Origin of the sequence: Sphingopyxis sp. C-1, from assembly GCF_001047015.1 — a bacterium.
Lineage (GTDB): Bacteria > Pseudomonadota > Alphaproteobacteria > Sphingomonadales > Sphingomonadaceae > Sphingopyxis.
This window is the reverse complement of sequence record NZ_BBRO01000001.1, coordinates 880,988-907,290: the sequence shown is the minus strand read 5'-3', so window position 1 is coordinate 907,290 and position 26,303 is coordinate 880,988. Positions and strand designations below refer to the sequence as shown.

Below are 26,303 nucleotides of genomic sequence, written 5' to 3'. Positions count from 1 at the left end.
CATTCTAAGGCTCTCCCCACACCAAGGGGAGAGCCAAAAGCCGATGTCCGAAGCGCAGTCGCAGAGCCACCCGGAAATCCGCGATGCAGTGCGCAGGCTCTGCGCCGAATTTCCCGGCGAATATTGGCAGCGGCTTGACCGCGATCGCATCTATCCGACCGAATTTGTCCGCACGTTGACCGAGGCGGGGTTCCTCTCGGTCCTTATCCCGGAACAATATGGCGGATCGGGCCTGGGGCTGAGCGCCGCAACCGCGGTGCTCGAGGAAATCCATCGTTCGGGCTGCAACGGCGGTGCGTGTCACGCACAGATGTACACGATGGGCACGCTGCTCAAACACGGATCGGACGCGCAGAAACAGGCCTATCTTCCCGCCATCGCCAGCGGCGAACTGCGGCTGCAGGCCTTCGGCGTCACCGAACCGACCGCAGGCACCGACACCACGCGCATCCGCACCTTTGCCAAGCGGGTCGGCGACAAATATATCGTCAACGGCCAGAAAATCTGGATCAGCCGTGCCGAACATTCCGACCTGATGGTCCTGCTCTGCCGCACCACCCCGCGCGAGGAGTGCGCGAAGCCCTCCGACGGGATGAGCGTCCTCCTCGTCGACATGCGCGAGGCGCAAGGGAACGGCCTCACCATTCGCCCCGTCCGCACGATGCTCAACCATGCGACGACCGAATTATTCTTCGACGACCTTGAGGTTCCCGCCGCCAACCTGATCGGCGAGGAGGGCAAGGGCTTTCGCTATATCCTGTCGGGCATGAACGCCGAACGCATCCTGATCGCATCCGAATGCATCGGCGACGGCCGCTTCTTCATCGACCGCGCCACGGCCTATGCGAAGGACCGCTCGGTCTTCGGCCGCGCCATCGGAGAAAACCAGGGCGTACAGTTCCCGATCGCGCGCGCTTATGTACAGGTCGCCGCAGCGGCCGAGATGGTCGACAAGGCGGCGCGCCTGTTCGACGCCGGGCAGGATGGCGGGACCGAGGCGAATATGGCGAAGATGCTCGCATCCGAGGCGAGCTGGTACGCCGCCGATATGTGTGTCCAGACGCACGGCGGCTTCGGCTTTGCCGAGGAATATGACATTGAGCGCAAATTCCGCGAGACGCGGCTCTATCAGGTCGCGCCGATCAGCACGAATTTGATCCTGAGCCACGTCGCGACCCACGCGCTCGGTCTGCCCAAAAGTTTCTGATGGACGACTATTCCGCCTGGGTCGGTCGCAGCGAAACGCGCGTAGATGTCGCCACCGCTGCCCCGCTCGCTGGCCTCGCCGCGCTGCTCGATCATGACGTTTCGCCATGGGTTCCCGGCGAAGTGCCGCCGCTTGGTCATTGGCTCTATTTCCTGCCCGATGCGCGCCAGTCGGTGATCGGCGAGGATGGCCATCCGCGCCGTGACGGCACGGGTCTGCTGCCCCCCGTTCCTCTCCCCCGCCGCATGTGGGCGGGAAGCCGCATCGACTTCCTCGCGCCGGTCGCGGTGGGCGCCGCGCTGACCCGCGTCACGACGATCGAGGCGATCAAGCCCAAACGCGGCGCGAGCGGGGACCTCCTATTCGTTACCCTGCGTCACGACATTGCGGCGGACGGCGTCGCCGCGATCCGAGAGGAACAGGACATCGTCTTTCGCGAACCCGCGCCGACGGTTCCCGCGCCCGCCGCCCTTCCGGTCGCCCCGCCAGAATCCGAGCCCGCCGACGCGGTGCGCAGCCTGACGCCCGACCCGGTACTGCTGTTCCGCTACTCGGCGCTTACCTTCAACGCGCACCGCATCCACTATGACCGCGACTATGCCCGCGATATCGAGGGTTATGCCGGTCTCGTCGTCCACGGTCCGCTGATCGCGACCTTGTTGATGGATCATTTCCTGCAATCCACGGCTGGCGCGAAGCCGCGCCATTTCCGCTTCCGCGCCGAAGCGCCTCTCGTCGACGGCGCGCCCTTCGACCTCTGCCTTGCCCGCGATGGCAACACCGCGCGCTTGTGGGCGCGTGACGCGGCGGGGCGTGCAACGATGCGCGCGGATATCGGCTGATGGCGCGGCCATTCCCGAGCATATTCCTCGCGAAAGTCGGCGCGAGGCGGATTTCGGACTGATCAGCATGCGCGAACGCGCCGAACGGATCGGCGGCAAATTCGCAATCGACAGCGCACCCGGAAAGGGCACGATGGTGTCGCTGAGCGTGGCGGCTAACCTCGTCTACAAGCACTCCCGACGTGCAGGCCTTTGGAAACGGCTCAAGGATTATTTCGCCGGCGGTACTTACGATTCTCGTCCCGACTGACCTCCGCAAATCCCCCTACGGGGATCATCTGGGTATTTCTCCACGCCCGACATTGTGAATTCGCAAAGCGGGCGAGGCATCGGCGGATCATGATCGCCTTGTTCGCACCGATGCGGACGGAGTCGGGGAGGATCCGCATCAGCAATGCCGTTCGGGCATCGCGAGCCATCCCCTTTTATCGAGAGGAAGAAGTCATGATGAAGAAAGTCATGCTGGCGGTGTCGACGCTGGCTCTTGCTGTCACGGCCGCACCCGCCTTCGCGCAGGGCAGCCAAGATCAGGACAACGACAACACCACGACCGGCGCCGCAGGCGGCCTCGGCAACGACACCACTGTCGTCAACGACCTGATCGATCTGTTTGTACAGGACAATGCGGCCGACACCTTCTCGGACGACGACCAGGACAATGACGGCAATGGCTCGGGCAACGGCAATAATTCCGTTGTTGCGTTCCAGGTTCTCACCGCAACCAACACCAACCAACAGATGGACGAACTCGTCGATCTGGACGGTGAAGACGACACCGATACGGCTGTCGGCTACAACAGCGGCAACAACTCGGTCTCTGGCAGCGCCTTCGCGGCATATGCCGGTATTCTGAACGCTGCTTGGAACACGGGCATCAACTCGAATGCCCAGGCTGCAACCAACATCGCAGCACAAGGCACGGTCAGCTTCGGCGACAGCGCTCCGGCCGCAGCCGGCGGCGGTGGCGGCGACGACTAAGCGTCCCCCCGGATGGCCGGCCCGGCACCACTGGCGGGCCGGCCATTTACACCAGTTTCGCTTTCAAGGAGCGCCCGTGTCATGAAACCCCCGATCGTCCTGCTGCTCATGGCGGGCTTATCAACGCCGGCTTGGGCGCAATCGCCTCCTCCGCAAGCCCAGCTCCCGATCGTGACCCAGGCGGCTCCGTCCGACATCGTGGTGACCGCGGACGTGCCGGTTCGCGCCGAACGCAAGTCGCCGATGTTGAAGGATGCCGAGCTTGAAACATTGCGCGGCGGCCAATCGCTCGTGATCACCAATCAGACCATGGACTCGATCGTCAGCGGCAACGTCCTCAAAGGCGACTATACCGCCGGCGCGGTCACGCTGAGCGATTTTGCGCTGTCCAATTTCAACGGTGTCGGCAATCTTTTGATCAACACCGGTGCGCAGGTGAGTGCCCAGAGTGGTATGAACCTGACCATCAACCTCGGCGATTGAGCCCGCGATGCGGCGCATGCGCTTCTTGATCGCAGGCCTGCTGTGTGCCCTCTCCGTCACCCCGGCCACCGCCGAGGTCCGGCTCACCGGTCCCGAAACGGGCGGCAATTACCAGCTTCACGTGATGACCTGGTGGGACATCCCTTTCCGTTCCGTCATTCGCCAGCGGTATGATTTTAGCTGCGGCTCCGCTGCCGTCGCGACCCTGCTCACCTATCATTATGGCGCACCGACATCCGAATCGATGCCGTTCCGTTCAATGTGGGAAAAGGGCGACCGCGAAGCGATCCGCAAAGTCGGCTTCTCGATGCTGGACATGAAGAATTATCTCGCGACGCGCGGCTACCGCGCCGAGGGATTCCGGATCACCGCCGAACAATTGAAACAGGTCAAGCGTCCGACGATCGTCCTGATGGACCTTAAGGGCTTCAAGCATTTCGTCGTGATCAAAGGCGTGCGCGGCGATCGCGTACTCACCGGCGATTCGGTGCTCGGCCTCAACGAATATTCGCTCGCGGATTTCGAGAAGCACTGGAATGGCATTGCGCTGGCGATCGTGGAGGGCGGACAGAAGCGCCCTTCCTTCAATCTCGCCGGTGACTGGGGTCCCTGGTCACGGGCTCCCTTGGAAAGAGAAGGGTCGCTTCATGTATCGGTCGGCGATCTGACGACCAACCTTCCCCCTCAGTATCAGCTGTCGCCGCAGATCCTGCTCGATGTGCGCGTCGGTACCGTGAAATGAGATCAACCATGTCCCCACGCATCCTCCTGCTCGTCTTCGCGCCCACGCTCCTCGCCGCGAGCGAGCCGGAGGATGCAACCCTGCTGGCCGAGGCACAGACCGTACCCGACGAAGTGCTCGCCATTCAGCGCGGCGGCTTCGCCTTTCAGGGCATGACCATTTCCTTCGGCGCCGATATCCGCAGCTTCGTGAACGATGAGCTGGCGCTCCGCACGATCGTCAGCTGGACGCCGGAAGGACAGACGATCGAACGCTTTGTGTCGCCGTCGCTGACCGCGGTCAGCGCAGCGCAGGTTCAGGGCGGCATTTTGACCAGCGGCGGCATCACCATGCGGGTGGGCGATGAATCGGTGTTCCTCGCGAACAACGGACAAACGGCGCTCGTCCAGAGCACCGATGCAATCCAGAATGTCCTGATCAACACCGCCAGCAACGTCTCGTTGAATCAGCAGGTCGACGCCGTGCTCGACCTCAGCGGTTATGAAGGTTTCCGCGACGCAATTGCTTCAACCCGGATGAGCGATGCGATCGGATCTGTGATGGGCGCTCAAACGGTCAGCGCACTCGGGAACTGAACGACCCCCCGCCCCCGTTTCGACAGGGACGGTTCACCTGGCCCCGCCTCTTCAGGCGGGGCTTCTTTCGTTATAACTGCTGTTCCGAACTTTCGGCGTCGGGATTTATATCTTGCCGCCGAACGGCATCCGCAGCGTGATCGACACGTCCGGCGCATCCTCGGTCACGCCGATTTCGAAGCCGAGGTTTAAGACGTCCCGCTCGGTCAGACGGTAGGACATACCGAAATTGAGCGAACCGACGTGCAGGTAGTTCGATTTCTGACGCGTATCGCCGATCTCGGTCTTTGTCGGAAAGATATAGTTGTGCCGATAGCCAAGCGAGAAGGAAAAGCGCGGATTGAGCGCGAAACCGAAACCGATATTGGCCGAAACGGCGTCGCCCGGATCAACGCGCCCGATCATCACATCCCCGACCATCTTATTTACGTCGCGCGGGATATGGTAAAGATAGGCCATTCCGCCGTAGATCACTGCGGGATCCGACGGCATCAGGAAATTGACCCCTGGCTGCACCGCCCAAAATCCCGAACCGGTGGCAAGGCCCGTCGCGACGCCGAATTCGTCGTAACCGACCTCGAACGGCCCCTTGCCCGTATCCGACTTCACGCGCAGCGTTCCGACGAAGATCGGTTTTTGTCCGACCGGGCGATTGAATTGATAGCGCAGCGAAAATTCCGCATCGCCGATTCCGTCCTCGCGCAGCGCGATCGAACGGACGATACCCTCGTCTCGCTGCTGTACGACCTCGATCCGATCGTTGCGATAGAGATAGGGTATGCGCACCTCGGCTTCGAGCCGGTCGCTGATCCCGTAGCGGAGCGAGGCGGTGCCGACGAGCGTGTCGCGGTCGGCGTCGGTCGCCTCGATCAGCCCGATCTGGATGCCGGGAATCAGCTCGATCCCGCGGAACACAAGGCGATTGGTCGACGAGCGCGTATATTCGAACGAGGGTTCGAAGATGAGATTGCCGGCGCGCGTCAACACGCCCTGCCCCTCTGGAACAGCGGCAACGCGTTGCTCAGTCGGCTCTTCCGGCGGCGGCGCCTCGCCCACCGGCGCATCCGGCAGGGCGACCGCGTCGCTCCCTGGACCGGGAAGCGCGGGGCCGGCCACACCTTGCCCCCCCATGCCCGTTCCGCGAAACATCTCAAGCGGGGCCTCGGCGAGGGCAAAGGAAGAGAGACGGTCGATCTGTGCCTGCTGGGCGATCAACTGTCCCTGCACCTTCACTATCTGTTGCCGCTGTTCGACGAGCATCGTGTTCTGCTGATCGATTAGCGCACGCTGCTCCGCGATGATCCGGCGCAGCGCTTCGATCTCACTCTCGACGCTCGCGGCCGGCGGGCTTTCCGCAACGCCCCCCGAACCCGCCGGCGCCGCGGCTATCGCCGTGTTCCACGTCGGCGCAGTATCCAGAAATGGCAACGCTTCGCACAAACATTCGAGCGTCGGCATTTCATGCGCCTCGGCCTGCGAGGGCGTAAGAACCGCCGAAAGGCCGACCGCCGCCACACCCATATGGCGCAGCATCGGCGGAGCAACGATGCCGCTCATGCCCCTGCCCCTTGCCCAGTGAATGTTCGCCGGGGCCGCATCGCACCCATATTGTCGATCGCAACGCCCATTTCCTCGCCGGCGATCGCGCGGAGCCCGTCGAGATCGACCAGCCGGCACAATTGGGGGCCCTCCAGCTCGATCAGCCCCTGACGAACAAAGCCCGAGATCGTCCGGCTAACCGTATGGATCGTCAGGCCCAGATGATCGGCGATATCGCCGCGCGTCATCGGCAACGGAACGCTGCCAAGCGCCGACAGCCGTTTCGCCGCGATCAATAAAAACGCGGCAACGCGCTCATTGGCATTGCGGCGACCGAGCAGGAATATGCATTGGTTCGCACTGTCCAGCGCCCGTTCGAGCGCTCGATTCTGTCCAAACGAATCGGGATCGACGTTCAATGCCGGACGGCGGGTCAGGATCGTGTTGGTGACGGCTTCGGCCGCAGCATCGCGGGCGCCATATTCGACGCCAAAGACATCGCCTTGATAGAAGAAGCCGGTCAGTTGGCGGTGGCCATCGACGTGAAAATGGCAGGTTCTGACGGTTCCCGAGATGACTTCGAACCAGCAATCACCCGGATCGCCCTGCGAAAAAATAATCTCGCCTTTACGAAATTTTAGGATGGTATCCTGCGGAATGGACCCGCGTTGAAACTCTGCCGACAGACCTTGCACGCCACGTCTCCAATCTGGAATTGGTATTTGCGGCGACCCCGTTTGCGAGTCTCATCTGCCTTTGCGGGTGTTGAATCCATCCGCATAAAAACCAAGGAATTCGTGTGTATGAACAGCTAAGGAAAATCACTTACGTAAATTTCCTTAGCATTTCAGGGCAGATTAAGACTGAATTTCAATATCATAGGCCTATTGTCATAGGCAGTGTCGCTAGATAGTTAATTAGCTTAGGTTAATTGATAAACAGCGCACAAACATATATCATCGAAAGCAGAGCAGGTGGGTTGCGGCTATTGCCGCGCAAAAGATGCTCGTCGGTCGCACAGAGTCTACGCCTTGGGTGTCAGGGGATTGCGCCGTGCATCGAAACGCATTGAACACCGAACCGCATTTGACCTTTCGTGAGCATCAAATACTAGAATTGGTAGCAGTCGGCTGCTCGGCCAAGCAGATCGCGCTTGAGATCAATATCGCTCCGCGAACCGTTGAACGTCATATCGAAAATGTGCGGCTGAAACTGAACGCGCGCAACCGCGCGCATCTCATAACGCAGGCGATGCATCTTGGCCTGCTGATCATCGAAACCCCGCCTCCGGACGAACCGACGCTTTTCGAACTCAAATAATGGTGCACCCGACTGGATTCGAACCAGTGGCCCCCAGATTAGGAATCTAATTTTGGGGCTTTCCGGGGGCTATCCGAGAATTTTCTAAACTACGATTTATATCATAATTTCAATGTATTACTTACGCCACGGTAAGATCGAGTTTTCCTTGGTTTTCTTCGGCGTGATTGCTATGTGATTGCTATGCCGACCATCAGATTGAGCAAACGGACCGTCGACGGAGCCTGTCCCGGGGCTCGGGACCAGTTCCTTTGGGACAGCTTTCGGAAGGGCTTTGGGCTCAAGGTTACACCTGCCGGCAAGCGCATTTACATCCTTCAATATCGAATGGGAGGCCGCGGAACTCCGACTCGGCGATACAAGATTGGGCAGCACGGGAGTGGCTGGACGCCAGAGTTGGCCGGTCAAGAGGCAGAGCGGTTACTGATGCTCGTAAGCCAGGGGATCGACCCCGCCGAGGAGAAGAAGCGCAAACGGCAGGTCGATACCGAACTGATCTTCGACGCTGTCGCCGACAAATTCGAGAGACTGGCTTTCGAGACCGGTCGCGATCGCTACCGCGATTTCGTGAAATCGATCCTGCGGAAGCATTTGCGGCCAAATCTGGGAACGCGTTCCCTGCCCTCGATCAAGGGCTCCGAGATCGTGGCGATTATCGACGACATCCCGGGACAAAGCGCTGCGCTCCGGCGAAACGTGTTTGCCGTCGCACGGCGGCTCATGCGCTGGGCCAAAGGTCGGGGCATGATCGAGAAAAACCCCCTGGAAGGTTTCGAGGTGCCGACAGCGGCGCGCAGCCGTGACCGCGTGCTCAAGGACGCAGAAATCAAGCTGATTTGGGAAGCCAGCGAAGATATTGGCCTCGCGTTCACCGGGCTCGTTCGGCTTCTCCTCCTGACCGGCCAGCGACGAGAGGAGGTCGCCGCGCTGGAATGGAATGAACTCGACCGTGCCAGAGCCGAATGGATATTGCCCGCCGCGCGCGCCAAAAATGGCCGAGAGCATCTCATTCCGCTGTCGGCGCAAATTATTGCGGAACTCGACCGAATTGCAGGCGGAAGGAAATGGCCGGCGAAAGGCTTCGTGCTTACGACCGACGGCGGCCAGTCCCGCGTATCGGGTTATTCAAAGTGCAAGGCCAAGCTCGACGAGCAAGTGGCCAAGCTTCTCGATGAGGATGCCGCACCCTTCGCTCCCTGGCGTTTTCACGACCTTCGCCGGACGGTTGCCACGGGCCTCCAAAGCCTGCGAATTCCGGGAGACTGGATCGAGGCCGTTCAGAATCGCAGCAAGGGCGGTGTTGCGGGCGTCTATCAGCGCTACACTTTCGCCGATGAAAAGCGCGAAGCACTCGACACGTGGGGCGCACATATTGCTTCTGTCACGCGCAAAAAGCGCGCGCCCGCACGAACGAAATAGGACGCCCCCGGCGCTAGCGTCGGCGCTGTTTGCTGAACTCGCGGTCGCCCGCGATGAACCGCTCGACGATAGGTGCGATCAGCTTTTCCGGCGGCATCGGTGACGCCAGACCGTTCAATCGTCCATGGACCGCAGCATAATCCTTCAACTCCCGCATCAAGGCCCCCGGCAATTCGACAGTGAGCTTGACCGGTCGATCCTCGGCGATTGGCCCCAAGCGCAACTTGCTCATGATGGTCCTCCGGCGATCGGCTCGAGTATCAGATCGCGCGTGACGACGACGCGAAATTCGAAGCCCGGCCGCACGGTGATGGTCGGCGGGATCGCAATTTGCCGCGACACCAGCTGGCGCCCCGTCTCGCCCAGCGTGTCCTGCAAACCATCGCGCAGCGCCCGGACAAGCCGATCATCGTTACTCGAACCCAGCTGTGTGCCGATGCCGAGCAATGTGGAGACGAGGGCCGCCTTGACCATATGTCCCCAGTGATGATCGGCGCGGTCGGCAAGCCCCGCCATGCCCGAAGCGTCGGCGCCGGGCTGCCGCGCGAGATCGAGCGAGCGCCCGCCCGGGAGGATCAGCCGGTCCCAGGCGAGCAGGACGCGATTCTGTCCGGCGGCGATGTCGCTGCTGTAGGCTCCGACCAGGCGCGAGCCCTGCGGAATAAGCAGCACCCGGCCAGTCGCACTATCGAATATATTCTGTGTCACTTGCGCCGTGATCTGTCCGGGAAGATCCGATTGGATGCCTGTGAGAAGTGCTGCCGGGATCACGCTGCCAGCCTGCACAATATAGGGCGAAGAAGGCTCGGTAAGACGTGCCGGGTTTTCCATCGGCCCGCCTTCCCGGGTTCGCATGAAGGTCTGGGGCCGGTCGGCGGACTGAATACCGGCTTGGCCCGCCAATACGTCCCGTTTTGACGAGCCTTCCGCAGCGAGCCCGGCGTCCGGCGCAGTGCTTGACGCGCCAGCAAGAAAGAGCCGGCTCGAACGGGCAGCGTCGCCCTCCTGTGCCAGGCGTGCGCGATTCTGCTCGATCGCGCTGGCACGCGGATCAACCGGCTGAGGCTCCGCCGGCGGTATCATCTCACCGTCCCTTTGGGCCGCGAGGATCGCACGGCCAAGGTCGCCGGGAAGCGGACCTCCAAGTTTCGGGACCTTGCTATAATCCGCAGGGGCCCCCGTCACGACCTCCGATTTGTTCGGCGTGTCGCTCTCGTAAACATTGACGGCGGTTTTCGGCGCCCCCGGCTGAAGCGCATAGATCAGCGCGCCGGCGATCGCGAAGCCCGATGTTGCGCCTATAATGGCGAGGGTCTTGCGCGAAAGCCGCATGACCTGCGGCGGCTCGCCGCCAAGCCGGAACCCTTCGGGGCTTGCCGGAGCTATGGGCGCCTCGACGTCCGCCGCGGAATGATCCGGCGCCGCGGCTCCGATCGGCGCTTCCGTTTCATATTCGGGGAGGCTCATGAACGGCCGCCCACGCGCGCCGTGCGCTCAATGATCACGCGGCGTGCCGCCTTCCCCGCTCCCAGGCGAAGTTCGCCGCGCTCGAACAGGCGATCGACGATCATGTATCGACCGTGCACCCGGTAATTCAGCAACTCTGCCGCCCCCTTTTCGCCAATCGCGAAGAGCGGCGGCATGTCGCCCACAGCAATCGCCTCGCCGAACTCGATGAAAAGTTGGCGCCCGTCGTCGAAAATCCGAACCGGCCGCCAGTGCGGCTTGTCGCCCGACAAGCGGTAGCGAAAGTTGAGCGCCGCGACATCGATCCCTGCCGCGACCGGCGCTGCGGGCTCGCGTTCGGCTTCGGCGGCGCGCAGCGCGATGAGTTCATGTTCGGGATACGTCCAGGAGACCGACGCCATATAAATCGCCGGCGTCGCGCGAAGCTCGAGATGATAGGTTCTGCGGGTAGTGTTGATGACGGGCTCGCTGTCCTTCACCTTGCGGCCATTCGGCACGATGGCAATCGGCGCCGTGACATTGAGCGTGGCGAGCGTGCCTTCGAAGCTGCCGTCGGCCTTGACGGTCAGGTTTGCAATGGTGGGCATGACAAGTCTCCTCTTTCTGGTCGGGGACCATCCCCGATGGCGCCAGGAAAAGGATCCGCGAGCCGCCGTCACCGAGCGGCACGCGAGGGCGAACCCCGAATGGGGTTGACGGCCCAAGGCGAGCCGGGTCCGCAGCAAGGCGACAAGAAGGGGTGGTAAACGGCCGGAAAGGAAGCGCGATGACTGCGGGCAACTGGCCGATGCCGGCGGCGGAAATCCTGGCCTAGCTTCCCGTGTCGGCGCGCTGAAGCATCGCGAGGCAGGCCGCGATGGACTGCCACCGCGCGACGCCGGCGGCGTCTCCGGCAAGGTCCAGCGCCCGGATCCGTTCGGCAATGTGCGCCCGTGCCTTGACGCCATGCAGTTTTTTCAATGGCGAGTGCGCACGCCCATAGATGCTTCTCGTCGGTCACCCGGCATCCCGGGCTGGTCGCCGGCCATGGTTCAGAGAGGCGATCATGAACCGCGTTTCATTCCTATTCGCAGCCCACGCCATCGCCATCCCGGTCAAGATGGCGCCCATAGCCGGGGTCGCCGCGCCGGACGGGCGCGGCACCGGCAGCGCGCGCTGCCGAGCAATTGGCGTAAGATGCCCCGCCGCCGGAAACGCGTTGGGGCCGTTCGGCGGACGACCCGCTGCCGCCTTGCTGGCGATGGCAATGCCCCCCGCCATTTTTGCGATCATTATGGCAGCCGTCGGCCGCCAGGCCGCCGGGATGGGCCGCGGCGCCAAATGACAGCGAAGCGGCCATTACCGCAGATCCCAACATGATCAGTCGCATCGCATCCCCCTCGGCCGAGACTAAGATGCCACGCGCATTCTGTCCAATCAGTCGCAGCGATGCTTGCCCCAATATTTGGTCCACCGCGCGGCATATCCACCGCGCACCATCGCGCAGGACAGGTCGCCCGACTTCGGCGATGTGCAGAATGCAGCCGTGCGATTTCCCCCCGCCCCGCCGCGCGAGATGCAGGTCATTGCGGGCCCGCGGACCAGGATATGGCCGGTCCGGTTTCTGCCCTGCGGCTCGCCAACGAGCCGCGCGAGATGGTCACGTGCCGCGACCGGATCGGCGTTTGGGCATGGATGCCCGGCGCTGCAGCTGCCGTCCATTTCGCGCGCGGCCACGCCCGCCAAGCGGATGTGCGGGCCTTCGGCGCACCAGATGGGGCCATCGCCATCCCATACAGCCGTGGGTGTGCAGGTGAAGGCCTGACCAGATGGAACGACCGCCGCGAAGAGAAGGAGGATGAGCATGGACTCGCCCTAGGCAGGGTCGTCTCATGGAGCAAGCGGCCGCCCCTGGCGCGGGCGCGCACCGCCAGAAGGACGCGCTCTTGGAGAGCCCGCAGGCGGGTGGCGTGCGCGCGGGCCTGTGGGCCAGCCGCCGCCCGACAAGGAAAGCGAGCCAAGTGCGCCGCGCGGCCAAAGCAAAGCTGCGCCCCCTGGGGCCGCTTGCCGGCGCCAGAGCGCGCGCATCATATGCCGCGCACGACTTGCGCGCAGAGGGTGTCAGGCCTTGTGGCGAATGACCGGCTTGTCCCGGGCACAGAGGGTACATGGTGCCCTGAGCCGCTCGAACCCATCGCCCCCGCTCGCCGCAAGCGTCACGACGGCTGTCTGCGCGACCGACGAGAGGTCCAGTCGATCGGTGATGCATTCGTCGCAAACGGCCGCCCCGGCCATGCGCCTGACGAGAGCCTTTACCCGGTCTTCAATGGTCGCACGCATGTTCATAGCGCCGCAATACCGTCGAAAATCCGCCTGTCGATAACCCGAATCGAGAATATTACGATCCACTGCGCCTTGATCGGATCGATGCAGGTGGCCGGGAAGGATGCACCGGCGGGACGGCGACCAGGCTATCCTTCGATCAGCAACAGGGTGGCCGGCGTCTCGGCCGCGACCGACAGGCGGCTCTCGTTTCGGATCGCGAGACCGTCATGGCGCGTCATGCGATGACCTGCGGCGGCGATCGTCCCGTCGATCACGACCAGATAGGCGTACTCGCGGGCGAGTTGCAGATCGATGACCTGCCCGCCCGAAAGGTCCAGCCATTTGACGCGCGCGGGCGCACGCAGGCGGACATGCGCGACATCATCGTCGGCGCCGCTGGCGAGCCAATCCGCCACGGCCGACAGCGAGGAGGCTTCGCGAAAGACCGCGGGCTCGTCCGCGGCGCTCGTCAACGCGACCGTGGTGAAGGAGGCTGGCCTGCCCGACCGATTGGCGATGCCGAACTCCGCGCCGGTACCGGCGGCGATACAGGCGAACCGGTTCTGCCCGATCGCGATATCACGATCTGCAGGCCGTGTGATCTGTATCTCGCCTTCGTCGACGATCAGGAGCATGTCGGTGGCGAAATGGAAACTGGGTTGCAGCTCGGCGCGAGCGGCAAGAACATCGTGATTGAGATAGCGGGTGCGCCCCCATTCGAGGCGCTCGACATCCTGGTAGCCGGCGAAGCAGAAATGGTGCCGCGCCTGAAGCCACGCGAGGTCGGTCTCGCCAAGATCCGACGCGGGGCGATATTCGATCATGGCCGCGCGCGTTCGCCCGGGGTCACGACCCACTGCAGTTCGAGCCTGGCACCGCCTGCGGCCATCCGCACCGATTCTTCGGGCAAGCCGAGCGCGGCGGCAACTTTTGCGCGCCGGGCCGGATTGCCGCCCACGATATCGAGGGCCAGATCGCGCCGCCGCGCGGCCCACGCGGCGGTCGCCACAGCCTCCCGGCCGGCGGCGTCCAGTTCATCCTTGTCGAACGTCACCGCCGGTAAGTCGAGAGCCGGCGGCACAAGCTCGACGGTCCAGTTTGGCTCGGTGCGCGCGACACGGGCTTCGAGTTCGCGATAGGTCGCAAGATCGGCCGTACCGATCCTGACCGCCCGGACCAGTGCGCGGCGGCGCTCGGGATCGACCAGGACTTTTTCCCTGTCGACCCCGGAAACCAGCGCCAGCTTGTCGGCCACCCGCTCGCCTGCAAGCCCGGGCGCGGGACCGCGTGCGGCCGCGACCTGATTGGTCTCGGCGTCGCCGCTGCCGACCCGCAGCTGATCGATTTCGAGCCGCACGGGCTGACCGAGCGACCGTGTCAGCGCCGCGGCCGCGGACCGCTCGGCGTCCTTGACCAGGGCCGGGGTGAGCACGGTCGCGGTGATGGCGAGCGGCCGCGCCTCATAATCGATCTGGAGATCGCTGATCCGCGCATCACGGCCGAACTGTCCGGCAACAATTTCGCCGGTCTGACGCGACGTCACCGCTTCCCACGCGATTTGCTTCAACGCGAGGCCGAGCGGAACGCCGAGCGCCAGAAAGACGATCATGATCAGAGTCGCCTGAAGCCGCGTCTGCTGGGGCGACAGCGTATGACCGAAGCCATAAAGCCGCGCCATGATGGCCGCGGCCAGCGCTATCACCATCAGGTTGGTCAGAAACAGCAGGCCGGCCCCGGCGAATACGGTGCCATTGCCCGTTGCAAGTCCGAAGCCGATTGTCGCCAGCGGCGGCATGAGGGCGGTGGCGATCGCCACGCCGACGATCGCGCCGTGGCGGCCGCGCACCATCGCATAGGCACCCGCAAGACCCGAAAAGAGGGCGACGAGGAGATCGAAGAAATTGGGACGGGTGCGCGCGGCGATTTCGGCGGTCACCGTCTGGAGCGGCGAGAGCACCACGATGAGGGCGCTGAAGCCCACCGCGAGGACAATGCCCAGTCCGAGGGCAACGAGCGAGTGATAAACTTCCTCGGAATCGAAGGTCGCGAGCCCGAAACCGAGCGCGACGATCGGACCCATTAGCGGCGAGATCAGCATGGCGCCGATCACCACGGCAGGCGAGGACAGCAGCAGGCCGAGAATGGCGATGCCGCCCGACATCAATGTCATGAAGGCGTAATGGCCATTCCAGCCGCCCTCGGCGCGGACGCGATCGACGACATCGGCATAATCGACCGTGCCGACGACCTCGCGCAGCCACCACCGCTCCAGCAAGCCGGTGCCCTGCGACGAAAAGAATCTTCTCCAGGCCTTCATTCGTTGTGCCTGTCGCAGCGAGGCTTGGAACGCAAGGCAAGACGACCTAGACTGGTTTGGCGCCAGCGCGTCGCGCGGGTCGCCGAGCGGCCGGAAGCTTGGCCGGAATGCGGCGAAATAGCCACTTGCAGGAGCGAAGGAGCCGCTCGGAAAGGACCGCCCATGCATGCAGCAATGCCACCCTTGAAGCTTTTCGCGCTTTGCGCCTTCCTTGCCATGATGGTGGGGGGAATGGGCTTTTCGCTCTACAAGATGATCCCGACGCGGCGTGCACGGCTTGCGGTTCTCGCTATTGGCCTGTCAGGCCTTGCGGTCGGCGCTATCCTGCTCCTTCCACTCTGAGCGTTTGGAGACCGCCGCGCGGCGACAGGTCACAATGTCATGATCGCGCGCGGACACAGGTCAGGGGACGCAGGTCAACGACCAGAGTGCGGGTCCATCAAGAAATAGCCGCGATCTTGATCGCGGCTATGTGGGTCAGCAGCGCGCAACGTCTCCGTTCTGCTCGATCTCCTCATTCAGCTCGGCTTCTTCGCGAAGTTGCTCGGATGCAGGTGGTGCACGGCGCAGCAGGATATATCCGAGCAGCGCGGCGAGCAGCGACCCCGTCAATGTGCCGAGCTTTGCTTCCTCGACAAGCGAAGGATCGGCAAATGCCAGGCCACCAATGAAGAGACTCATGGTGAATCCGATGCCGCACAGCACCGAGACGGCATAGATTTGCAGCCATGTGGCGCCGCGCGGACGCGTGGCGAACCCGGTCTTTACGGCAACCCAGACCGCGCCGAAGATGCCGAGTTGTTTCCCGAGAAACAGACCGGCCGCGATCCCCACCGGCAGCGGCGCGAGGATTTCATTCCATGTGATCCCGGCCAGATGCACACCGGCGTTCGCGAACCCGAAGAGCGGAACGATGAAGAAAGCCACGGGTGCATCGAGAAGATGCTCGAGCCTGTGAAGCGGCGAGTGAGCGTCGTCGGGGGTTCCCGGCGTCGGGATCAGAGGGACCGCAAAGGCGGCCACCACACCCGCAATCGTCGCGTGGATGCCCGACAGCAGGACGGCGTACCAGAGCATGGCAAAGCCGAGAAGGTAGAGCGAGATCGCCCGAACGCCGAGACGGTTGAGGACGAACAGCGCGGCGACGATAGCGGCAGCCGCCGCGAGCGGAACGAGCGCGAGACTCGAGGTATAGAAGGCGGCAATGATCGCGACGGCGCCCATGTCGTCGACGATGGCGACGGTCACGAGAAAGAGTTTCAGCGACGTCGGTGCGCGGCGACCAAGAAGCGCCAGCACGCCGATGGCGAAAGCGATATCGGTGGCCGACGGGATGGCCCAGCCGTTTGCAAGCGCCGGGTCGCCACCGGCAATGAGCAGGTAAATGACGGCTGGAACGGCCATGCCGGCGGCGGCCGCGAGAATGGGCAACCGGCGCTGGTTCCAGGTCGAGAGGCGTCCATCGACAAGCTCGCGCTTGATTTCGAGGCCAACGAACAGGAAGAAAATCGCCATCAACCCGTCGTTGATCCACAGGTGTAGCGTCATCGGTCCGAGCTTGTCGGTGAGCGCCGGACTGACCGGCGTATGCAGCCAGTCGTGATATTGCGACGCGAAGGGTGAATTTGCGACGGCCATGGCAAGCGCCGCGGCAAACATCAGGATGATGCCGCCCGCCGCTTCGCTGGCCATAAACGCGCGGAGCGCTGATCGGGTTTTTGGAGCCATGCGAGGCTCCCTAGCTTGCGCCCGCGCCGCACAAAAGGTGCACAGGAAAAAAGAATGACCGAGCCGTAACCGGTTCAGGCAAGGTCGGCGCCCCCTGTCCGGTCAATGGCGCCACTGTCGAGGAGGGGAGCGGCGTCCATTTCTCCGGCGCCAAGCAAGGCTGCCAGGCGTTCGGTGCTGGCGAGGATCATCGCCTGCTCCCATGGCGGCAGGTCGGCGAAGCGATCGATGAAGATTCCCTGCAGCATATCGGGCGCCTCGGCCACGCGGCGGCGTCCCTCGGCGGTCGCGCTCAAGAGGATTTGACGCTTGTCGCGATCGCTGCGCGTTCGAACCGCGAGGTCGAGGGCGACGAGCCGGTCGACGATGGCGGTGATCGTCGCCTGGCTGAACTGCAGCTGCTTGGCGAGAGCACTCGGCGTGCCCTCGGCATGGGCATCGATTTCGCGCAGGACGAGCATTTGCGACGGCGTGAGGCCGGTCGCCACGGCGAGCTTGCGGCTGCCGCCTTCGGTCGCCCGCAGGATACGCCGAAGCGCTTTCAAGGTGGCATTTGCAATCTCGGATTCCATCCGGATTTGTTAGCCGCGCAGCGGGGCCGGACAACCCCGTATTTTATATCAACCCATTTTATTATATTTCAGGTTGTGAAGTATATTTCGTCGCACGGGTTGAACGCCTCGACGTTATCCCTATATTTTGCGCATCCTCCCGGCGAGTCGCGATGCGCTTGCCTCGAATTATCCTTCAGGAGATGAACAATATTTGACCGGCAACAGGACGAAGAGTCATTGCCTTCAGAAAAAGAAGCGGGCGTCCCATCTTCCCCCGCCGGGTTCGCGTTCAGAGCGCCCGTCGCCACCGACGGACCGGTGATAACGGCGCTCATTTCGCGCTGCCCGCCGCTTGATCGCAATTCGGCTTACTGCAACCTCATCCAGTCGACCCATTTCGCCGACCATTGTGTGGTCGCGCAGCAGGGCGAGCGGATCGTCGGCTGGGTCTCGGGACATCGTCCCCCATCCGACCCGGCGAGCTTTTTCGTCTGGCAGGTCGCCGTCGCGTCAGAGGGACGCGGACAAGGCCTTGCAAAGCGGATGATCAAGTCTCTGCTCGCGCGGCCAGCGCAGCGGGGCGTCACCTCCCTGACGACCACCGTGACCGAAGACAATAAGGCGTCCTGGGCACTGTTTCACTCGCTCGCTCGCGACTGGAATGCGCCGCTCGAACGCACCGCGCTTTTCGAGCGCGATGCGCATTTCGCCGGGGCCTATCCGACCGAATATGAGGCCCGCATCGGCCCGTTCGACCTCAAAAAGATTATAGAAGCACAGGGGTAAATCGATGACTATGCAACCGAAGCCGTCCGGCGCGATTCCGGACAGGACCCTCTATGAGCGCCGCGAGTCCGCGGTACGAAGCTATGCCCGGTCGATGCCGCGCCAGTTCGGCAAGGCTGAAGGGGTCTGGATGCACGACAGCGAGGGTGGGCGCTATCTCGACTTCCTGTCGGGCTGCTCGACGCTCAACTATGGTCACAACCATCCACTGCTGAAACAGGCGCTGCTCGACTATATCGCCGCCGACGGGATCGCGCATGGTCTCGACCTGCACACCGACGCCAAGGAGGCCTTTCTTCGCGCGTTCGAGGATGTCATCCTCACCCCGCGCGAGCTCGATTATCGCGTCATGTTTACCGGTCCCACCGGGACCAATGCGGTCGAGGCCGCGATCAAGCTCGCGCGCAAGATCACGGGCCGCGAGATGGTCATCGCCTTCACCAATGGCTTTCACGGCATGACGCTTGGCGCGCTCGCGTGCACCGGCAACGCCGCCAAGCGCGGCGGCGCCGGGGTGCCGCTCAGTCACGTCGCACACGAACCTTATGATGGCTATTATGGCCCCGAGGTCGACACTGCCGATTTGCTTGAACAGCGATTGTCCGATCCGTCGAGCGGCCTCGACGCCCCAGCCGCCATTCTCGTCGAAACCGTCCAAGGCGAAGGCGGGCTCAACGCCGCGTCGCCCGAATGGCTGCGCCGGATCGCGGCCATCGCAAAGGCACATGGCGCCCTCTTGATCGTCGATGACATCCAGGCGGGCTGCGGCCGGACCGGCGGCTTCTTCAGCTTCGAGACGATGGGGTTCACCCCCGACATCATCACGATGGCCAAATCGCTGTCGGGCATGGGACTGCCCTTCGCGCTCACGCTTTTCCGTCCCGAGTTCGACCAGTTCTCGCCCGGCGAGCATAATGGCACCTTCCGCGGCAACAACCATGCCTTCGTTACAGCAACCGCGGCGCTCCGCCACTTCTGGAGCGACGACGCCTTCCAAAGCGACGTCCGTCGCCGCGGTGACCTGCTCGAAGGCCGGCTGGCGCGCATCGCGGCGGAGCATGGCTTCGAACTTCGCGGGCGCGGCATGATGCGCGGCGTGAGTACAGGCTCGGGCGACCTCGCGGGCGCGATTACCGCCGCCTGCTTCGACGCCGGCCTGATCATCGAAACCAGCGGCGCGCACGACGAGGTGATCAAGGTGCTGGCGCCGCTCGTCATCGACGATGCCGTGCTCAGCGCCGGCCTCGACATTCTCGAAACCCGGATCCGCGAAGCGATGGCCGCCGATTACGCCGTCGCCGCCGAATAAATCAGGAGACAGACATGATCATTCGTAACCTCAATGACGTCCGCAAGACCGACCGCAATGTCCGTTCGGACGGCTGGGCCAGCGCCCGCATGCTGCTCAAGGACGACGGAATGGGCTTTTCCTTCCACATCACCACCATGTTCGCCGGCACCGAATTGAAGATGCATTACCAGAATCATCTGGAATCGGTCTTCGTGCTGAAGGGCAAGGGCACCATCGAAGATCTCGCCACCGGCGAGATTCACAAGCTCGAGCCGGGCGTCATGTACGCGCTCAACGACAATGATCGCCACATCGTGCGCCCCGAGACCGATATCTTGACCGCCTGCGCCTTCAATCCGCCGGTGACCGGCACGGAAGTGCATGACGAAACCGGCGCCTATCCCGCCGATCCGGACCATGTGCGCGCGACCGTTCTTGCCGAATGATAGAAGAAAAACAGGGATCTTCCATGATTGACCTCTACCCCTCGCGCCACGCCGCGGCAGCAGAGATGCGGCCGCGGCAGGATCCCGTCGTCCATAGCGAATGGGACAATGACGCGCCGATCAGCCCGGCGCAGGCCGCGCAGTTCGACCGCGACGGCTATATCGTGCTCGAGGATATCTTCTCGGCCGATGAAGTGGCCTTTCTGCAACAGGCCGCGGGCGCGTTGCTCGCCGATCCCGCCGCGCTCGACGAGGACACGATCGTCACCGAGCCGCAGGGCAAGGAAATCCGTTCGATCTTCGAGATTCACCGGCAGAATGCGGTGATGGCACGCCTCGCCGCCGACGAACGCCTCGCCGACGTTGCAAGGTTCCTGCTCGGCGACGAGGTTTATATTCACCAGTCGCGTCTCAATTACAAACCGGGTTTTACCGGCAAGGAATTCTACTGGCACAGCGATTTCGAAACCTGGCATGTCGAGGATGGCATGCCGCGGATGCGCGCGCTGTCGATGTCGATCCTGCTCGCCGAGAACACCCCGCACAATGGGCCTTTGATGGTCCTGCCGGGATCGCACCGCACCTATCTCACCTGCATAGGCGAGACGCCCGACGATCATTATCTGAGCTCGCTCAAGCGCCAGGAATATGGCGTCCCCGACGAAGACAGCCTCGCTGAACTGGCGCATCGGCACGGCATTGTCGCACCGACCGGCAAACCGGGCACGGTGATCCTGTTCGACTGCAATCTAATGCACGGTTCGAACGGCAACATCACGCCCTTCCCGCGCGCGAACGCGTTCCTTGTCTATAATGCTGTGAGCAACCGGCTCGAAAAGCCGTTCGGCGCACCCAAGCCCCGCCCCTGGTTCCTTGCCCATCGCGGCGAGCCGGAGCCCCTGCGGAGCGAAGGCGGTCGTCTCGACGCACCGGTGCCGGCATGACGGGCCGCCACAGTGTCGAGAAAATCGGCGGCACCTCGATGGCAGCGACCGAGACGCTGCTCGACAATGTCCTTATAGCGGATCGCAAGGGCTCAGATCTCTACCAGCGCATCTTCGTCGTGTCGGCTTACGCAGGCATGACCGATCTGCTGCTTGAGAACAAGAAAAGCGGCGCCCCGGGCGTCTATGGGCGCTTCGTCGCCGATGATGCCGCCGAGGGCTGGCGCAACGCGCTCGGCATCGTCCGCGAAGCGGTGCGCGATCGCAACGCCGCGATGTTCGCGCGGGCGAAGAGCCGCGCCGAAGCCGATGCCTTTATCGAGCAACGGATCAGGGCCGTTGCCGCGTGCCTTGAGGATCTGGCGCGGCTGCGCAGTCACGGCCGCTTCTGCGTCAAGGAGCAGTTGCTGACGCTTCGCGAGCTTCTCGCGGGGATCGGCGAGGCGCATAGCGCCCACAGCCTGGCACTGTTGCTGCGCGATCGCGGCGTGAATGCCCGGTTCGTCGATCTCAGCTTGTGGGACCAGGATGACCTGCGCAGTCTCGACCAAAGGATTGAGGAGGCGTTCGCGACGATCAACCTGGCCAACACCCTGCCGATCGTCACCGGCTATGCTGGCTGCGAAGGTGGAATGGTGCGCCGCTACGCACGCGGCTATACCGAAATGACCTTTTCGCGGCTCGCGGTGCTGACCGGCGCGCGCGAGGCGATCATCCACAAGGAATTCCACCTGTCGAGCGCCGACCCAAAACTGGTCGGCGCCGACAAGGCGCGCAAGATCGGGCGGACAAATTATGACGTTGCCGACCAGCTTGCCAATCTCGGCATGGAGGCGATCCATCCGGGCGCGGGGCGCGGGCTTCGCCAGACCGATATTCCGCTGCGCGTCCGCAACACCTTCGATCGCGAGGATGAAGGCACGCTAGTAACCGGGGACTATGTCTCGGACGTCGCGCGGGTCGAGATCGTCACCGGCATTCGCCAGATGCAGGCGCTGCAATTTTTCGAGCAGGACATGGTGGGGATCAAGGGGTATGACTCCGCGATCCTCGATGCGCTGGCGCGCCACGGGCTGTGGATCGTCAGCAAATCGTCGAACGCCAACACGATCACCCATTATCTCGCGGCCTCTCCCGACGCGGTGAAGAAGGTGATCGCCGACCTGCAGAAAGACTATCCGGAGGCCGCCATCTCGGCCCACCCCGTGGCGATGGTATCGGCGATCGGCAGCGATATCTCGCGGCCCGGGCTTGTCCCCGATGCCCTGCGTGCGCTCGATGAAGCGGGCATCCCGATGATCGCGATGCAACACCAGATCCGCAACGTCGATATCCAGTTCATTGTCGAGTCCCGCGATTTCGATGAAGCGGTGCGCGCGCTCCATCGGGCGCTGGTGGAGAATGAGGGTCTTCAGGCTGCCGAAGGCAGGCGCGCCGCCTGACGCGGCCCCCCGACGACGCCTGATGCTTGCAACCATCCTGCCGGTCCGCAGTCTGCTGATCGCCATCTTTATCATGATGGCGGGCAGCGGCTTTCTGTCGACCTTGATCGGGCTCCGGCTCGAGCGCGCCGGCAGCGGGACGATGATCATCGGTCTCGTCGCGACCGCCTATTTTGCCGGACTTGTGATCGGCGCGCTCAGGGCGGGCGATATTGTCCGCCGCGTCGGCCATATTCGCGCCTTTGCGGCGCTTGTCGCACTTCTGTCCGCGAGCACCCTCGCCTATGCGCTGTTCGCGCATCCCCTGCTTTGGGGCGCGCTGCGACTGGTTGACGGTCTCTGCGTCGCCGGCGTTTTTGTTTGTGTCGAGAGCTGGCTCAACGACCGCGCCGAAGCGGGCACGCGTGGCACCATACTCGCCTGGTATATGGTCGCGCTCTATTCGGGGCAGGCGTTCGGCCAGTTGATCCTGCGTTCGGGCAACACCGCGCCGCAGGTCCCATTCCAAATCGCCGCGATCCTGATTTCGCTCGCGATCATCCCGGTCTGTCTGACCCGGAGTAGCGCGCCGGTTCTCGAGGAGGCCGCGTCGCTGCCACTGCGGCGCCTGTTCGAGGCCTCGCCGCTCGGCGTCGTGGGAGCGGGCGTCACCGGGCTTTTGCTTGGCGCCTTCTATGGCCTCGCAGCCATTTACGCGCGTCGGATCGGCCTCGATCTCGGCGAGACCGCGACCTTCATGATGACGGTCATCCTCGGCGGTGTTGCGCTGCAATGGCCGCTCGGCCGGTTGTCGGACCGCTATGACCGCCGCCGGGTCATCCTCGCCTGCTTCGCCGCCACCTGGGCAGCGAGCATCGCGCTGGCGACGCAGCCGCAGGGCCTGCTCCTTTTCGGCCTCGGCGCCGCCTTTGGCGGCCTGAGCTTCGCGCTCTATCCGCTCTGCGTCGCCTATGCGAACGACCGGCTTCTTCCGTCCGAGCGCGTCTCGGCAAGCGGCCAGCTCGTGCTTCTCTATTCCGCCGGCGCCGCGCTTGGCCCGCTCGGCGCGGCCGCCTCGATGACGCTCACCGATGCGGGCGGGCTCTTCCTCTTCATCGCGCTGGCCGCCGCGGCGATGCTGGCCTTCGGCATGTGGCGCGTCGCGATGAGCGATCCCGTCCCGGGAGACCGGCAGCAGGATTTCCAGATTCTGCCGCGCACGACCCCGGTCGCCGCGCTGCTCGACCCCGCCGGCCCCGATCAGCCCGTCTTGTCAACCGAACCCAACACCATAGGTGACCAATGGATAACCCGATGACGCTTCACGCCCCCGGGCACCCCCCGCCCTTTCCCGAGCCTTCGCCGCTCCACCGCGCGGTCGGTGCCTCGGCGCTCGGCAATGCAGTCGAATGGTTCGATTATGGCATCTATGCCTATGGGCTGACCTATATTTCGGCCGCGCTGTTCCCCGGAGACACCGAAGAAGCGGTGCTGTTCGCGCTCGCAACCTTCGCCATATCCTTCCTCATTCGTCCGCTCGGTGGGCTGTTCTGGGGACCGCTCGGCGACCGGATCGGCCGCAAGTCGGTCCTCGCGATGACGATCCTCCTGATGGCGGGCGCGACCTTCGCCGTCGGCCTTATTCCCTCCTATGACACCGTCGGCTTCTGGGCTCCAACTGCGCTCGTCGTTCTGCGCATGCTTCAAGGGTTTTCGACCGGCGGTGAATATGGCGGCGCGGCGACCTTCATGGCCGAATATGCGCCCGACGACAGGCGTGGCTTCTACGGCAGCTTCCTCGAATTCGGGACGCTGGCGGGCTTCTCGCTCGGCGCGGCTATCATGCTCGGCTATTCGCTTCACCTCGGCGACGAGGCGATGCACGAGTGGGGCTGGCGCATTCCGTTTCTGATCGCCGGGCCGATCGGTCTCGTCGGCATGTATCTGCGGTCAAAGATGGAAGACACGCCGATCTTCCGCGAAGAAATGGCGGCCGCCGCGGAACGCAAGCCGCCGGGTCTCGGGTCGCTGATGCGCAATCACTGGCGCCCCTTGCTCGTCGTCAGCGGACTTGTCGTCGCGCTCAACGTCGTCAACTATTCGCTGCTGAGCTATATGCCGACCTATCTCCAGCGTCGCATCGGCCTGTCCAGTGAGGAGGCCTTGCTCGTGCCGATCATCGGCATGGTCTTCATGATGGTCTTTCTGCCCTTCGCCGGCGCGCTCTCGGACCGCGTCGGCCGCAAGCCCATGTGGCGCTGGTCGCTGATCGGCCTGCTCGTTTTCGTCGTACCGCTCTACATGCTGATCGGAACGGGGTTCGCGGGCGCGATCATCGGCTTCATGGCGCTGGGGCTGCTCTACGTCCCGCAGCTCGCGACCATCTCGGCGACCTTTCCTGCCATGTTCCCGACCGCCGTGCGTTTCGCGGGCTTCGCGATCGCCTATAATGTCTCGACGTCGATCTTCGGCGGCACCGCGCCGATCGTCGGGAGCGGCCTGATCAGCCTGACGGGCGATCCGCTTATGCCGGCCTATTATATGGCGCTCGCCTGCCTCGTCGGGCTCATCGCCTTGCGCTTCATGCCCGAGACGGCCGGCCGGTCGCTCCGCGAAGATCCGTTCGCCCCCAACACCGTCGCCAAAGACGAATGAAAGGAGACCGGTCCGCATCGCCCGGAACCGAAACCATGCACAATATGATGAGCGAAGCTTTTCCGACCGTGACCGACATCCCTTTGCTTGCCGGCACGCCGCCATGGGCCGAAACCCTCATTGCGCTCGCCATACTCGGCGCGGTTGCCTGGCTCGCGAATTTCCTTGTCCGGAAAATCGTCCTGCGTTTCGTGCTGCGCTGGCTGCCGCATGACGGTCCCACCCCCGCGCCGATCGCCGCGCGTCTGGCCAATATCGTCCCGGCGCTCATTATCGCGTCGGGCATCGCCGCAGTCCCGCATCTCGCGCCGACCGTCGCGATCGTCGTCGGCAATGTCGTTTCCGCCTCGATCATCCTGTTCGTGGCGATGGCGATCGGCGAGGCGCTCGGTCTGGCCAACCAGCTTTACGAACAACGCCCGGGATCGGCGAGCCGCCCGATCAAGGGCTATGTGCAGGTCCTCAAGATCCTTCTGTATGCGGGCGCGGCGATCCTGATCGTCGCCGCGCTGATGGAGCAGTCGCCGCTGCTGTTGCTCTCGGGTCTGGGCGCAATGGCGGCCGTGCTGATGCTGGTGTTCAAAGACACGATCCTGTCGCTGGTCGCCTCAGTCCAGCTCACATCGAACGATATGCTGCGCGTCGGTGACTGGATCGAGATGCCCCAGCTCAATGCGGACGGCGACGTGATCGATATCGCACTGCACACGATCAAGGTGCAGAATTGGGACAAGACGATCACGACCATCCCCACCCACCGCTTGATCGCCGAAAGCTTCAAGAACTGGCGCGGCATGGCGGAATCGGGCGGGCGGCGGATCAAGCGCGCGCTCCTGCTCGACCAGAATTGCATCCGCTTCCTGTCCCCCGGGGAGCGAAGGGAACTGGGCCGGATTGCGTTGATCCGCGATTATCTCGATCGCAAGCAGGACGAGCTTGGCGAATGGAACGCGCGCCTCGGCGACGCCGGACGCGAACCGGCGAATGCCCGCCGCGTGACGAACATCGGGACTTTCCGGGCTTATGTCGTGGCCTATCTGCGGGCGAGGACCGACATTGCCGACGGGATGACGTTGATCGTTCGCCAGCTCGCGCCGACGCCGCAAGGCCTGCCGCTCGAGATATATTGCTTCACCGGCACGACCGCCTGGAGCGATTATGAGGACATCCAGTCCGACATCTTCGACCATCTGCTGGCGATCCTCCCGGCATTTCATCTCCGGCCGTTTCAGGAACCGAGCGGCCGCGACCTGCAAGCCCGGTTGGCGGCATGACAGCGCGTTGA

The 26,303-nt window shown here is 63.5% G+C and carries 31 protein-coding genes; 18 read left to right on the top strand and 13 right to left on the bottom strand.

The window, feature by feature from the left end:
* Positions 1–43 precede the first annotated feature (43 nt).
* From SC1_RS04180 to SC1_RS04150, 7 genes are all read left to right on the top strand, one after another.
* Entirely contained in the window at positions 44–1,207 is a 1,164-nt protein-coding gene (locus SC1_RS04180; protein ID WP_062177977.1) for an acyl-CoA dehydrogenase family protein, read from the top strand.
* Complete coding sequence (locus SC1_RS04175; RefSeq protein ID WP_062177974.1) at positions 1,207–2,049, top strand: MaoC family dehydratase N-terminal domain-containing protein; 843 nt, start codon at positions 1,207–1,209, stop codon at positions 2,047–2,049. Before SC1_RS04180 ends, SC1_RS04175 begins: the two co-directional genes overlap by 1 nt.
* Positions 2,050–2,116: 67 nt before the next feature.
* A complete protein-coding gene (locus SC1_RS04170) occupies positions 2,117–2,299 on the top strand; it encodes an ATP-binding protein (RefSeq protein ID WP_062177971.1) in 183 nt (60 codons plus the stop codon).
* Positions 2,300–2,388: 89 nt separating this feature from the next.
* Positions 2,389–3,027 (top strand): hypothetical protein, encoded by a 639-nt coding sequence (locus tag SC1_RS04165; protein ID WP_062177969.1) that lies wholly within the window; start codon positions 2,389–2,391, stop codon positions 3,025–3,027.
* 81 nt (positions 3,028–3,108) lie between these two features.
* A complete protein-coding gene (locus SC1_RS04160; protein ID WP_062177966.1) occupies positions 3,109–3,510 on the top strand; it encodes a hypothetical protein in 402 nt (133 codons plus the stop codon).
* A 16-nt stretch (positions 3,511–3,526) separates the two neighbouring features.
* Positions 3,527–4,252: a C39 family peptidase gene (locus SC1_RS04155; protein WP_193749103.1), complete on the top strand. Its 726-nt coding sequence runs from the start codon at positions 3,527–3,529 to the stop codon at positions 4,250–4,252.
* An 8-nt stretch (positions 4,253–4,260) separates the two neighbouring features.
* Positions 4,261–4,827 carry a hypothetical protein gene (locus SC1_RS04150; RefSeq protein WP_062177961.1) on the top strand — a complete coding sequence of 189 codons (567 nt, stop codon included), beginning with the start codon at positions 4,261–4,263 and terminating at the stop codon, positions 4,825–4,827.
* Positions 4,828–4,932: 105 nt separating this feature from the next.
* Here the strand turns inward: SC1_RS04150 and SC1_RS04145 are convergent, their stop codons facing one another.
* Entirely contained in the window at positions 4,933–6,384 is a 1,452-nt protein-coding gene (locus tag SC1_RS04145) for a hypothetical protein (protein WP_062177959.1), read from the bottom strand.
* The gene (locus SC1_RS04140) at positions 6,381–7,061 is read right to left on the bottom strand and encodes a helix-turn-helix domain-containing protein (RefSeq protein ID WP_062177956.1); all 681 of its coding nucleotides are present in this window, start codon (positions 7,059–7,061) and stop codon (positions 6,381–6,383) included. The genes SC1_RS04145 and SC1_RS04140 overlap by 4 nt, the downstream gene beginning before the upstream one ends.
* A 373-nt stretch (positions 7,062–7,434) precedes the next feature.
* Here SC1_RS04140 and SC1_RS04135 point away from each other — a divergent pair, with 373 nt between their 5' ends.
* Together SC1_RS04135 and SC1_RS04125 are read left to right on the top strand one after the other, a co-directional pair.
* A complete protein-coding gene (locus tag SC1_RS04135) occupies positions 7,435–7,686 on the top strand; it encodes a response regulator transcription factor (protein ID WP_238586562.1) in 252 nt (83 codons plus the stop codon).
* Between the two features lie 183 nt (positions 7,687–7,869).
* Positions 7,870–9,105 carry a site-specific integrase gene (locus tag SC1_RS04125; RefSeq protein ID WP_062177951.1) on the top strand — a complete coding sequence of 412 codons (1,236 nt, stop codon included), beginning with the start codon at positions 7,870–7,872 and terminating at the stop codon, positions 9,103–9,105.
* Positions 9,106–9,118: 13 nt separating this feature from the next.
* On the opposite strand, the gene SC1_RS04120 is transcribed toward SC1_RS04125, so the two are convergent.
* The 9 genes from SC1_RS04120 to SC1_RS04085 form a co-directional block, all read right to left on the bottom strand.
* Complete coding sequence (locus SC1_RS04120) at positions 9,119–9,337, bottom strand: DUF2274 domain-containing protein (protein ID WP_062177948.1); 219 nt, start codon at positions 9,335–9,337, stop codon at positions 9,119–9,121.
* A complete protein-coding gene (locus SC1_RS04115) occupies positions 9,334–10,572 on the bottom strand; it encodes a TrbI/VirB10 family protein (protein ID WP_062177946.1) in 1,239 nt (412 codons plus the stop codon). The genes SC1_RS04120 and SC1_RS04115 overlap by 4 nt, the downstream gene beginning before the upstream one ends.
* Complete coding sequence (locus SC1_RS04110; protein ID WP_370568700.1) at positions 10,569–11,159, bottom strand: TrbG/VirB9 family P-type conjugative transfer protein; 591 nt, start codon at positions 11,157–11,159, stop codon at positions 10,569–10,571. Before SC1_RS04110 ends, SC1_RS04115 begins: the two co-directional genes overlap by 4 nt.
* Positions 11,160–11,382: 223 nt before the next feature.
* Positions 11,383–11,532: a hypothetical protein gene (locus tag SC1_RS21780; protein ID WP_370568699.1), complete on the bottom strand. Its 150-nt coding sequence runs from the start codon at positions 11,530–11,532 to the stop codon at positions 11,383–11,385.
* A 103-nt stretch (positions 11,533–11,635) separates the two neighbouring features.
* On the bottom strand, positions 11,636–11,911 hold the full coding sequence (locus SC1_RS04105) for an excalibur calcium-binding domain-containing protein (protein WP_238586561.1): 276 nt from the start codon (positions 11,909–11,911) through the stop codon (positions 11,636–11,638).
* 77 nt (positions 11,912–11,988) lie between these two features.
* The gene (locus SC1_RS04100; protein ID WP_062177943.1) at positions 11,989–12,417 is read right to left on the bottom strand and encodes a thermonuclease family protein; all 429 of its coding nucleotides are present in this window, start codon (positions 12,415–12,417) and stop codon (positions 11,989–11,991) included.
* 255 nt (positions 12,418–12,672) lie between these two features.
* Positions 12,673–12,891 (bottom strand): hypothetical protein, encoded by a 219-nt coding sequence (locus SC1_RS22070; protein ID WP_193749102.1) that lies wholly within the window; start codon positions 12,889–12,891, stop codon positions 12,673–12,675.
* Between the two features lie 131 nt (positions 12,892–13,022).
* Positions 13,023–13,700, bottom strand: a complete 678-nt coding sequence (locus tag SC1_RS04090) for a hypothetical protein (RefSeq protein ID WP_062177936.1) — start codon at positions 13,698–13,700, stop codon at positions 13,023–13,025.
* A complete protein-coding gene (locus tag SC1_RS04085; protein WP_062177933.1) occupies positions 13,697–15,193 on the bottom strand; it encodes a DUF389 domain-containing protein in 1,497 nt (498 codons plus the stop codon). The genes SC1_RS04090 and SC1_RS04085 overlap by 4 nt, the downstream gene beginning before the upstream one ends.
* Before the next feature lie 183 nt (positions 15,194–15,376).
* Between SC1_RS04085 and SC1_RS04080 the strand changes: the two genes are divergently transcribed.
* Positions 15,377–15,535, top strand: a complete 159-nt coding sequence (locus SC1_RS04080; protein ID WP_238586560.1) for a hypothetical protein — start codon at positions 15,377–15,379, stop codon at positions 15,533–15,535.
* Positions 15,536–15,670: 135 nt separating this feature from the next.
* Here SC1_RS04080 and nhaA read toward each other — a convergent pair whose 3' ends face one another.
* Both nhaA and SC1_RS04070 read right to left on the bottom strand, forming a co-directional pair.
* The gene (gene nhaA, locus SC1_RS04075; protein WP_062177927.1) at positions 15,671–16,921 is read right to left on the bottom strand and encodes a Na+/H+ antiporter NhaA; all 1,251 of its coding nucleotides are present in this window, start codon (positions 16,919–16,921) and stop codon (positions 15,671–15,673) included.
* Between the two features lie 74 nt (positions 16,922–16,995).
* On the bottom strand, positions 16,996–17,493 hold the full coding sequence (locus SC1_RS04070; RefSeq protein WP_062177923.1) for a MarR family winged helix-turn-helix transcriptional regulator: 498 nt from the start codon (positions 17,491–17,493) through the stop codon (positions 16,996–16,998).
* Between the two features lie 219 nt (positions 17,494–17,712).
* Between SC1_RS04070 and ectA the strand changes: the two genes are divergently transcribed.
* The 8 genes from ectA to SC1_RS04030 are packed head-to-tail and all read left to right on the top strand — an operon-like array spanning position 17,713 to position 26,292.
* Positions 17,713–18,261: a diaminobutyrate acetyltransferase gene (gene ectA, locus SC1_RS04065; protein ID WP_083435668.1), complete on the top strand. Its 549-nt coding sequence runs from the start codon at positions 17,713–17,715 to the stop codon at positions 18,259–18,261.
* Positions 18,262–18,265: 4 nt separating this feature from the next.
* Positions 18,266–19,570, top strand: a complete 1,305-nt coding sequence (gene ectB, locus SC1_RS04060) for a diaminobutyrate--2-oxoglutarate transaminase (protein WP_062177918.1) — start codon at positions 18,266–18,268, stop codon at positions 19,568–19,570.
* Between the two features lie 14 nt (positions 19,571–19,584).
* Positions 19,585–19,998 (top strand): ectoine synthase, encoded by a 414-nt coding sequence (locus tag SC1_RS04055; RefSeq protein ID WP_054587271.1) that lies wholly within the window; start codon positions 19,585–19,587, stop codon positions 19,996–19,998.
* A 23-nt stretch (positions 19,999–20,021) separates the two neighbouring features.
* Positions 20,022–20,942, top strand: coding sequence for an ectoine hydroxylase (thpD, locus tag SC1_RS04050; RefSeq protein ID WP_062177915.1), 921 nt, complete (start codon positions 20,022–20,024; stop codon positions 20,940–20,942).
* Positions 20,939–22,384, top strand: a complete 1,446-nt coding sequence (locus tag SC1_RS04045) for an aspartate kinase (protein WP_062177912.1) — start codon at positions 20,939–20,941, stop codon at positions 22,382–22,384. Before thpD ends, SC1_RS04045 begins: the two co-directional genes overlap by 4 nt.
* Before the next feature lie 22 nt (positions 22,385–22,406).
* Positions 22,407–23,681 (top strand): MFS transporter, encoded by a 1,275-nt coding sequence (locus tag SC1_RS04040; protein WP_062177910.1) that lies wholly within the window; start codon positions 22,407–22,409, stop codon positions 23,679–23,681.
* Complete coding sequence (locus tag SC1_RS04035) at positions 23,678–25,018, top strand: MFS transporter (protein WP_062177908.1); 1,341 nt, start codon at positions 23,678–23,680, stop codon at positions 25,016–25,018. The genes SC1_RS04040 and SC1_RS04035 overlap by 4 nt, the downstream gene beginning before the upstream one ends.
* A gap of 47 nt (positions 25,019–25,065) precedes the next feature.
* Positions 25,066–26,292: a mechanosensitive ion channel family protein gene (locus SC1_RS04030; RefSeq protein ID WP_083435890.1), complete on the top strand. Its 1,227-nt coding sequence runs from the start codon at positions 25,066–25,068 to the stop codon at positions 26,290–26,292.
* Positions 26,293–26,303: the final 11 nt, after the last annotated feature.

Bases quoted from the DNA above. Each gene is read 5' to 3' on its own strand.
- SC1_RS04180 (WP_062177977.1), top strand. From the start codon at position 44: ATGTCCGAAGCGCAGTCGCAGAGCCACCCGGAAATCCGCGATGCAGTG.
- SC1_RS04175 (WP_062177974.1), top strand. From the start codon at position 1,207: ATGGACGACTATTCCGCCTGGGTCGGTCGCAGCGAAACGCGCGTAGAT.
- SC1_RS04170 (WP_062177971.1), top strand. From the start codon at position 2,117: ATGCGCGAACGCGCCGAACGGATCGGCGGCAAATTCGCAATCGACAGC.
- SC1_RS04165 (WP_062177969.1), top strand. From the start codon at position 2,389: ATGATCGCCTTGTTCGCACCGATGCGGACGGAGTCGGGGAGGATCCGC.
- SC1_RS04160 (WP_062177966.1), top strand. From the start codon at position 3,109: ATGAAACCCCCGATCGTCCTGCTGCTCATGGCGGGCTTATCAACGCCG.
- SC1_RS04155 (WP_193749103.1), top strand. From the start codon at position 3,527: ATGCGCTTCTTGATCGCAGGCCTGCTGTGTGCCCTCTCCGTCACCCCG.
- SC1_RS04150 (WP_062177961.1), top strand. From the start codon at position 4,261: ATGTCCCCACGCATCCTCCTGCTCGTCTTCGCGCCCACGCTCCTCGCC.
- SC1_RS04145 (WP_062177959.1), bottom strand. From the start codon at position 6,384: ATGAGCGGCATCGTTGCTCCGCCGATGCTGCGCCATATGGGTGTGGCG.
- SC1_RS04125 (WP_062177951.1), top strand. From the start codon at position 7,870: ATGCCGACCATCAGATTGAGCAAACGGACCGTCGACGGAGCCTGTCCC.
- SC1_RS04120 (WP_062177948.1), bottom strand. From the start codon at position 9,337: ATGAGCAAGTTGCGCTTGGGGCCAATCGCCGAGGATCGACCGGTCAAG.
- SC1_RS04115 (WP_062177946.1), bottom strand. From the start codon at position 10,572: ATGAGCCTCCCCGAATATGAAACGGAAGCGCCGATCGGAGCCGCGGCG.
- SC1_RS04110 (WP_370568700.1), bottom strand. From the start codon at position 11,159: ATGCCCACCATTGCAAACCTGACCGTCAAGGCCGACGGCAGCTTCGAA.
- SC1_RS04105 (WP_238586561.1), bottom strand. From the start codon at position 11,911: ATGGCCGCTTCGCTGTCATTTGGCGCCGCGGCCCATCCCGGCGGCCTG.
- SC1_RS04100 (WP_062177943.1), bottom strand. From the start codon at position 12,417: ATGCTCATCCTCCTTCTCTTCGCGGCGGTCGTTCCATCTGGTCAGGCC.
- SC1_RS22070 (WP_193749102.1), bottom strand. From the start codon at position 12,891: ATGCGTGCGACCATTGAAGACCGGGTAAAGGCTCTCGTCAGGCGCATG.
- SC1_RS04090 (WP_062177936.1), bottom strand. From the start codon at position 13,700: ATGATCGAATATCGCCCCGCGTCGGATCTTGGCGAGACCGACCTCGCG.
- SC1_RS04085 (WP_062177933.1), bottom strand. From the start codon at position 15,193: ATGAAGGCCTGGAGAAGATTCTTTTCGTCGCAGGGCACCGGCTTGCTG.
- nhaA (WP_062177927.1), bottom strand. From the start codon at position 16,921: ATGGCTCCAAAAACCCGATCAGCGCTCCGCGCGTTTATGGCCAGCGAA.
- SC1_RS04070 (WP_062177923.1), bottom strand. From the start codon at position 17,493: ATGGAATCCGAGATTGCAAATGCCACCTTGAAAGCGCTTCGGCGTATC.
- ectB (WP_062177918.1), top strand. From the start codon at position 18,266: ATGACTATGCAACCGAAGCCGTCCGGCGCGATTCCGGACAGGACCCTC.
- SC1_RS04055 (WP_054587271.1), top strand. From the start codon at position 19,585: ATGATCATTCGTAACCTCAATGACGTCCGCAAGACCGACCGCAATGTC.
- thpD (WP_062177915.1), top strand. From the start codon at position 20,022: ATGATTGACCTCTACCCCTCGCGCCACGCCGCGGCAGCAGAGATGCGG.
- SC1_RS04045 (WP_062177912.1), top strand. From the start codon at position 20,939: ATGACGGGCCGCCACAGTGTCGAGAAAATCGGCGGCACCTCGATGGCA.
- SC1_RS04040 (WP_062177910.1), top strand. From the start codon at position 22,407: ATGCTTGCAACCATCCTGCCGGTCCGCAGTCTGCTGATCGCCATCTTT.
- SC1_RS04035 (WP_062177908.1), top strand. From the start codon at position 23,678: ATGACGCTTCACGCCCCCGGGCACCCCCCGCCCTTTCCCGAGCCTTCG.
- SC1_RS04030 (WP_083435890.1), top strand. From the start codon at position 25,066: ATGAGCGAAGCTTTTCCGACCGTGACCGACATCCCTTTGCTTGCCGGC.